At 68.6% G+C, this 5,654-nt stretch carries 3 protein-coding genes, 2 tRNA genes and 1 pseudogene; 4 read left to right on the forward strand and 2 right to left on the reverse strand.

The window, feature by feature from the left end; genetic code table 11:
• Window positions 1-261: pseudogene (locus tag KBX39_RS33475) on the reverse strand (hypothetical protein); the annotation flags it as partial.
• Entirely contained in the window at window positions 255-1,040 is a 786-nt protein-coding gene (locus KBX39_RS33480) for a hypothetical protein (protein WP_247660425.1), read from the reverse strand. The pseudogene KBX39_RS33475 and the gene KBX39_RS33480, both read right to left, overlap by 7 nt.
• A 497-nt stretch (window positions 1,041-1,537) precedes the next feature.
• Here KBX39_RS33480 and KBX39_RS21315 point away from each other — a divergent pair.
• The 4 genes from KBX39_RS21315 (at window position 1,538) to KBX39_RS21330 (ending at window position 5,644) form a co-directional block, all read left to right on the forward strand.
• A tRNA-Ser gene (locus KBX39_RS21315) sits at window positions 1,538-1,628 on the forward strand.
• Between the two features lie 35 nt (window positions 1,629-1,663).
• Window positions 1,664-1,736 (forward strand) — tRNA-Arg (locus tag KBX39_RS21320).
• 632 nt (window positions 1,737-2,368) lie between these two features.
• Entirely contained in the window at window positions 2,369-3,754 is a 1,386-nt protein-coding gene (locus KBX39_RS21325; protein ID WP_124779000.1) for a DNA sulfur modification protein DndB, read from the forward strand.
• 822 nt (window positions 3,755-4,576) lie between these two features.
• Window positions 4,577-5,644: a polysaccharide deacetylase family protein gene (locus KBX39_RS21330; protein ID WP_124779001.1), complete on the forward strand. Its 1,068-nt coding sequence runs from the start codon at window positions 4,577-4,579 to the stop codon at window positions 5,642-5,644.
• Window positions 5,645-5,654: the final 10 nt, after the last annotated feature.

The raw sequence follows: 5,654 nt of genomic DNA on the forward strand, positions 1-5,654 counted from the left end.
CCGGGCGACCGCCCGCGCGGCCACCCGCTCGGCCGTCGCCGTACCGCCGATCGCCGCCGCCAGCGCCGCCGCACCCGGCAGGCGCCGGGCGGCCAGCCGCAGCCCGAGCCACCCGCCCGCCTGCGCCGCCACCGGCGTCGCCAGCCGCCACGCCGCCTCCGCCACCCGCCCCCACGGCCCGTCCGCCGGCTCGTCGGCCGCGCGAGCCGCCGCCAGCGCCGCCCGGGCGGTGCCCTCGTCCGGGTGCACCAACGTCAGCACCAGCAGCTCGGCCGCCCGATCCGGATGCGCCGGATCCCGCCCGTACGCGGCGGCCAGGTGCAGCACCAGGTTCGCCTGCGTCCACAGCACCGCTGCCAGCTCCGCGACCGGCGCGAACATCCCGGCGCCGGCCGCCAGCGCCCCACCCGTACCGGCCATCCGGACGGGACGAACCGCCGCGTCGCCAGCCGGGCCACCCCGTCGGCGTCCGCCTCCGGGTAGGCCCGCCGGACCTGCGCCACCCATTCCCGGGCGCGCGGCCCGAGCGCGTCCACCGCCGCCAGCGCCAGCAGCTCCGGCGCGAACCCGGGGTGGTCGCGCAGCTGCGGCCCCACCGCCCGCCAGCCCTTTTCCGGGGTACGCGCAGCGTGCCGGACGTCGACGGTGACCGGCAGGGTCTCGGGCTTGTCGTACGGCTGCGCTTCTACCGGCGGGTCCAGGGCGGGCGGTTCGGTCTTGCGACTCTCGTCGACGGCGGGTTGATCGACGGCCAGGGCTTGATCGCCGGCTGCGGCTGCGGGCTCGGCGGGGTCGACCGCTGACGCGGGTGTCTCCGGTGCCGGAGTGGTCGCCGTGACGGCGGTGGCGTCCGTGGCCGCCGTCGAGGCCTCCGTGGTCGTGGGGGTCTTGGCGCTCTTGACGGTCCGGGTTGCCTTCTTGACGGCGGGAGCGGCCTTCTTGACCGGGGGAGCGGCCTTCTTCGGGACGGCCTTCTTCGCGGCGGGCGCACGGCGGGTCCGCTTCGGCGTCTCGTCCTCGCTCGGCGGCTCGGTCGGCACCGACTCCTTGGCCGGACGGCGTGTTCGCGCGATCGGCTTGGCGGAAGGCGTACTCGCTTCGGCCTCCGCGGGCACGGGGTCGGGCTGCGCGGCGGCAGGCGTACCCGGATCGTTTGTCGAAGGCTCGGCGGCCGGGCGTGGTCGCGGTGCCGGCGCTGCGGCGTCGGCCGCCGTCGGCGGCTGGAAGACGACGTTCGGCGCGGCCCGGCGCGGACGCCGGGGTGGCGGTGTGTCGCTCGTCGCGCTCCCGGCGGGAGGCTCCGGCGTGGGTGGCGGGCTGAAAGTCGGTCGGGGGGAGCGGGTCCGCCGGGCCTTCGCGGCAGGCTCGCGACGGGGCGGATCGCTCGGCGGCTGCTCCTGCATATCGATGGAGCGTAGCCGTGGACGTGATCTGGCACACGACGGAAACGCGGTCGTGAGGGCCGGTCCCGGCATCCGCTTTGCCCCGGGCGGGTGCGGGCCTGTATCCTCGGGCGCGGTGACCTCAGGGTCACCAGGGAGACTTCGCCTAGTCTGGTCTATGGCGCCGCACTGCTAATGCGGTTGGGGTCTTAAAGCCCCTCCCGGGTTCGAATCCCGGAGTCTCCGCGCGAAAGCCGGTTGTGTAGACTGGCCGAGCACAAGCGCCCGTAGCTCAACGGATAGAGCATCTGACTACGGATCAGAAGGTTAGGGGTTCGAGTCCCTTCGGGCGCACAGGGTTTGACCTGCGGAAACGCCCCTCCGGCGATCGATAATGATCGAACGGAGGGGCGTTTTTCGTGCATCCATGGATGCACGCAGCACCGCTGACGCTGGCTGTTCGTGACGGAAAGTCGCCAAAGGGGTGGGTGCTGGGCCCTGTAGCGGTGACCACGTCGTCGAAGCCGCCGCTGCGGTGCCTGATCGGCCGGGCATCCCGAGGTCGACCAGACCTTCTGCTGTCTCAGCGATCAAGCGCCGGATAGTCGGCAGAGCGCGCCTGTCGAAGCCGGTCGACGTCACCGTCCTCAGGCTGCCGCAGCCAATCCCGGGGCCGCGCTCATTCATGACGTTCACGTTTGGCCCCCGACACTCGTTGTGGTCGGTGATGGGTGGATAGAACAGATGTGCTATCGAGTTGATCACCGAGCGATAGCGGAGCGGCTTTACGTGCCTACGTGCACGTCCGATGTACGGGCGCCTCACGCCAGACGGTGTTGCAGTTCACGTTAGACGTTCCCTGATGCAGCAAAAATTACTGGGCGCCGCATGAAGCGCAGTCGTTGACTCCACGTCGGACAGCGGCATACAGTGTCCACTGTTTACGGGCGCCACACCCATCAACGTCAAGCAGAAGGAACCCAAGGATGTCGATCAGCACGTATCCCGAACAGACCACGGAGGCCGATGAGATGGCCAACTACTCCAGCGACGAGTTTCAGCCCACGGAGCACGCTGACATCGTCGAGGCGTTCTCCAATGCGGTGCGCGAGGCCGGCGCCGTGGGTGGCCGGATCTTCCCGTGCGTGGTTTTCAAGCAGGGCAGGCGCACGATGGTCTCGACCAGCTTCCCGCTGCAGTTCGTCCGTCGCCATGTCGCCAGCGACAGTGCCCAAAAGAACGGCAGCCCGCGCGAGCACACCAACCGACCGCTGATCCCGGAGCACGCGAAGAGCATCCACCAGTACCTGGTGGCAAACCCCGACGACTACATCCTCCCGCCGGTCACCCTCAACACCGACAGCATGCCGAGCCTCCATGTACAGAAGGCGGTCGGTGCGCCAACCCGACTCGGCTACATCATCGTGCACGACGGCACGCGGTTCCATGTCACCGACGGCCAGCACCGGCTTGCGGCACTGGCCGGCTACCCACAGGGCAGGACCCACGTGCCGGGCGCGCTGGCAGACAACCCGAAGCTGACCGAGGACGGCTTGGCGGTGCTCATCGTCATCGAGAGCAACCGCGGTCGCATCCAGCAGGACTTCGCCGATGCGGCGCAGACCAAGCAGATCCCGGCCAGCCTCCTCGCGGTGTACAACACCCGCGAGCCGGTCAACCAGGTCCTCGCGCGTATCACCGACGAGTCGAAGCTGCTGCACGGGCGCATCGACGAGCTGGGTAAGACCTTGCCGAAGGCCAGCCAGAAGCTGTTCTTGCTCAACCAGATCCGCGGCATGGTCAAGAGCCTGCTGTTCGGCGACTATGCGCTCGCTGAGGACACGCTCAGCCGTATGGCCGCCACCCGGCTGGCCACCCAGGAGCAGCGCGACGAGTTTGTCGCCGAGACGCTGAACATGCTTGGTGTGCTGACCGAGTTGATGGAGCCCTGGTCCGAGATCGCACAGCTGCCAACCTCCGGCAGCGGCGCGGACAAGATCGTCGCTCTGCGAGAGAAGTGGGTGAATCTGACCGCGACCGGCATCAACGTCATCGGCACGGTGGTGTACGAAATCAACCGGCACACCGTCGACCCCGAGCAGCGTGCCGCCTACTACCGCAAGCTGGCGGTCGAGATCGACTGGCGGCGTAGCGCGGGCATCTGGGCCAACAACATCGTCGTCCCAGACGGCAAGCAAGGCAAGATCGCCACCAACCGCGGCCCGGTGTCGGCTGCCGTTCGCAACGTCAAGCAGGCTATTGGCGTGAGTGGCGGCGACGCTGCAGTCGCTCCGCCGAAGCAGACGGTGCCCGACGGTCAGCACGCGCTCAGCGACATCGACGCTTCATCAGCTGGGCAGCTGCAGAACTGAATCGCGTCGTAGCCACCGCCCGCTGGGAAACCTTTCCTGCCGGGCGGTGTGCTGTTCAGAGTCCCTCGTATGCGGAGCAGGCTCGGTCGCAGACGTACCGGCGATGAGCAATGTCGTCCCGTTCAAGTCCGGTCAACGGCAACGAGCCCGGGCCTTTGGGGCTCCGGGCTCGCGCGGGCGAAGGGCGCCACACCCAAACGCCATAATCAGGATAGCGCCCGCGCCTGGCAGCAGGCTGAGGCCGGACGCTCGCTGACAGGCGACCAGGACTCGCGCCACGGGGCGTCGGGACTCCGCCCCGAACCCAGCTTCCTTCGAGGTCAGCCGCAGCGGCGGTATTCAGCTGTCCTGCCTCGTTTCGTGCGCCGGTCGTGCATCCATGAATGCGCGACCGGGGGGAGCAAACGCGTTCTAACGTCACGTTCCGTCGACGCTGCTACATACCGAACCCCGACAAAGCTGCATAACTGCAGGTCACGGGTCACGGTCACCCCGTCCTCCCGACTACGGATCAGAAGGTTAGGGGTTCGAGTCCCTTCGGACGCACAGCAGTTGAGGGGCCGCTTCGGGAAACCGGGGCGGCCCTTTTTCGTGCGCTCCGCCGGCGGTCATGCCGCCTCGCGTCGCCCAGCCACCGAGCGATGGCGACTGATGGGTCCGGATGCGCAGCGACTGACTGGGAGCCGATCCTTCCGGAAAACTTCCGGAAAATCATTGACCTGTTCGAAACGCCGCTGCAATACTCCGAACACTGCGACATCAGCATGCGTCGATTGGAGCCATGCGTCGTCAGGTGTCACTCGTCCCAAGGAGGACCTGCGCATGTACGCCAGCATCCGCGGCTCCCGCCGCCCGTCCACTCCCCGAAAATCGCGTCTCACCTTCCGGTTGGCAGTGCTCGCCTCCACTGTGGCGCTGGGCGCCGCCGGCCTTGCGGTCGCCGCCACTCCGTCCAGCGCCGCCACCTGCAACGGCTACGTCGGCCTCACCTTCGACGACGGGCCGACCGGCAGCACCAGCGCCCTGTTGTCCGTGCTGCGCGCGAACGGCGTACGGGCGACCATGTTCAACGTCGGCCAGAACGTGCAGAACAACCAGTCCGCCGCGCGGGCCCAGGTCGACGCGGGCATGTGGGTGGCCAACCACAGTTGGAACCACGCGCACATGACCTCGATGAACCAGAGCCAGATGCAGTCGGACCTCTCCCAGACCAACTCGGCGATCCAGTCTGCGACCGGCGTCCGACCGCAGTTGTTCCGCCCGCCCTACGGGGAGACGAACTCGACCCTCCAGTCGGTCGCCTCGTCGCTCGGCCTGCGCCAGGTGATCTGGGACGTCGACTCCCAGGACTGGAACGGCGCCAGCGTCAGCCAGATCGTCTCCAACGCCAGCCGTCTTCAGGACGGCCAGGTGATCCTGATGCACGACGGCATTCAGAACACCCGCGACGCGATTCCGCAGATCATGGCCAACCTGACCAGCCGCAACCTCTGCCCGGGCATGATCTCACCGAGCACCGGCCGAGCGGTGGCCCCGGACGGAACTCCGCCGCCGACCACTCCGCCGCCGACCGGCACGCCGACCACTCCGCCGCCGACCACTCCGCCTCCCAGCGGCGGATGCACAGCGACGGCGACGACCCCCAACGTCTGGGGTGACCGGTACAACACCTCGGTGACGGTTCAGGGGGCCAGCAACTGGACCGTGGTCGTGGCTCTGACCCCGCCGCAGCGGGTCTCCACTACCTGGAACGGCTCCCCCAGTTGGGACAGCACCGGTTACGTGATGACGATGCGGTCCAACGGCAGCGGCAACACCTTCGGCTTCACCACGATGATGAACGGCAACAGCGGCGCCAGACCGCAAATCCGTTCCTGCACCGCGGGCTGATCCCGGTGGC

Origin of the sequence: Micromonospora sp. D75 (assembly GCF_018070405.1) — a bacterium.
GTDB classification, from domain to species: domain Bacteria; phylum Actinomycetota; class Actinomycetes; order Mycobacteriales; family Micromonosporaceae; genus Micromonospora; species Micromonospora chalcea.

Excerpts from the sequence above, each read along its gene's own strand:
- KBX39_RS21325 (WP_124779000.1), top strand. The coding sequence starts at position 2,369 with ATGTCGATCAGCACGTATCCCGAACAGACCACGGAGGCCGATGAGATG.
- KBX39_RS21330 (WP_124779001.1), top strand. The coding sequence starts at position 4,577 with ATGTACGCCAGCATCCGCGGCTCCCGCCGCCCGTCCACTCCCCGAAAA.